The sequence below is a fragment of the Kitasatospora sp. NPDC001539 genome (assembly GCF_040298565.1).
In the GTDB taxonomy this organism is placed as follows: Bacteria; Actinomycetota; Actinomycetes; order Streptomycetales; family Streptomycetaceae; genus Kitasatospora.
Window position 1 is genome coordinate 1 of sequence record NZ_JBEPAK010000472.1, and the last position, 1,692, is coordinate 1,692.

Below are 1,692 nucleotides of genomic sequence, written 5' to 3' on the forward strand. Positions count from 1 at the left end.
AGAAGCGATTCCCAAACCGGGGGACATGGCTGCCGCTCGAACTTCCGTGCGCATCAGCCTCGTTCAGGTGATCAGTTCGCGGCCGGCGCATAGAAGAAGGGCCTCTTGCCCAGTTCGGTGATGTCGAGTCAACGAACAACCAGGAGGCCCTCGTGCTCCACTCTGGCGTGCCCGCCGCGTCCGTGTCCAGCTCCGGCATGTCGTGCGATTGCCTCGCACACCGGCTCGGGAACGCCGCCGACCAGCCCGACCGGACCCGCCGCTACGGCTCCGACCTCACCAACGCGGAGTGGGCGATCGTGCGGCCGCTGCTGCCGGTCCCGGCCTGGATGAACGGGCAAGGGGGTCGCCCGGAGGGCTTCTGCCACCGGCAGATGATCGACGCGGTGCGCTACCTGGTCACCGAGGGCGTGCGCTGGGCCAGCCTGCCCGCCGACTTCCCCAAGTGGCGGGCCGTCTACCGGTTCTTCCGCCGCTGGCGCGACAACGACCTCATCAAGGAGCTCTACGGCCGACTGCGCAAGATGCTGCGCGAACTGGCCGGCAAGAAGGAGGAACCCACCGCCGCGATCATCGACTCGCAGTCGGTCAAGGCCGACGCCACCGTCGGCGCGGCCACCCGCGGCTACGACGCCGGAAAGAAGATCAACGGTCGCAAGCGGCACATCGCCGTGGACACCCTGGGCCTTCTGCTGGTGGTGATGGTCACCGCCGCCTCGGTCAAGGACAACGACGCCGGCCGCGACCTCCTTGAACAACTGCGCGCCGAACACCACCGCATCGCCCTGGTCTGGGCCGACGGCGGCTACACCGGCTGGCTCGTCGCCTTCGCCCACGCCGCCCTGGCCCTCGCACTGACCGTCGTCAAACGCAGCGACGACGCCACCGGGTTCGTCGTGCTGCCCCGCAGGTGGATCGTGGAACGATCCTTCTCCTGGCTGATCCGGGCCCGGCGCCTGGCCCGCGACTACGAGACCCGCATCGACAGCGCCGAGGCGATGGCCTGGTGGGCCGCGAGCATCCCGGCCACCCGCCGACTGGCCCGCTCGGGCCGACCCTCCCCGCGCCGCGTCAAGCGGTCCGCGGCCTGAACAGCCCCGGCCGCACCTCGGTCAACCAGCCCCGCTCCACCAGCCGCTTCGCCCTGAACCGGGCCGCCTGCTCCTTCGCATCACTCGCCGGCCAGCCCAGATCCTCGCGCATCGCCCGCGCCCGCACCCCATCCCCGCCTCCGGCCGCATCTCGCTCGACCAGGGCCACGACCCGCGCGCACTCGGGCGGCAGCACCTCCACCCCCAACCCCTCACGCCACAAGGGGACTTCGACCCGTAGCCCGGCCACGCCCGCGACCGGCTCCACCACCGGTCCACCGGCCGACGCCCCGGGCACCGCGGCCTCATCGGCCACCTCGGCCAGGGCCGCCACCGTCTCCTCCCGGGCGATCACCGCGCGCCGCGCGGCCTCATCCGCCTCCGCCACGGCGGCCTGGACCCGCTCCAACTCGGCGCGCAATTCCTCCGCCCTGGCCAGCGCCACCCGCTCACGCCGCTCCAGCACCCCCAGCACCGACGGCATCCGCCACCTCCGACCACGCCCCGCACCAACACGACGGTCCGAGCATGCCTACCGAGCGACGGCCACACACCTCACCTGCGAAAACGTGACCCTGCCTTCGGTTTGGGAATCGCTTCT

Annotated in this window: 2 protein-coding genes; one reads left to right on the top strand and one right to left on the bottom strand. The window is 71.6% G+C overall.

Annotated features, from left to right (window positions below; genetic code table 11):
- The first annotated feature begins 197 nt into the window (after positions 1-197).
- A complete protein-coding gene (locus ABT247_RS33360; protein ID WP_350750342.1) occupies positions 198-1,091 on the top strand; it encodes an IS5 family transposase in 894 nt (297 codons plus the stop codon).
- On the opposite strand, the gene ABT247_RS33365 is transcribed toward ABT247_RS33360, so the two are convergent.
- Entirely contained in the window at positions 1,072-1,575 is a 504-nt protein-coding gene (locus ABT247_RS33365; protein ID WP_350750344.1) for a hypothetical protein, read from the bottom strand. The genes ABT247_RS33360 and ABT247_RS33365 overlap by 20 nt on opposite strands.
- Positions 1,576-1,692: the final 117 nt, after the last annotated feature.

Coding starts and splice junctions, on each gene's coding strand:
- ABT247_RS33360 (WP_350750342.1), top strand. CDS start 198: ATGTCGTGCGATTGCCTCGCACACCGGCTCGGGAACGCCGCCGACCAG.
- ABT247_RS33365 (WP_350750344.1), bottom strand. CDS start 1,575: ATGCCGTCGGTGCTGGGGGTGCTGGAGCGGCGTGAGCGGGTGGCGCTG.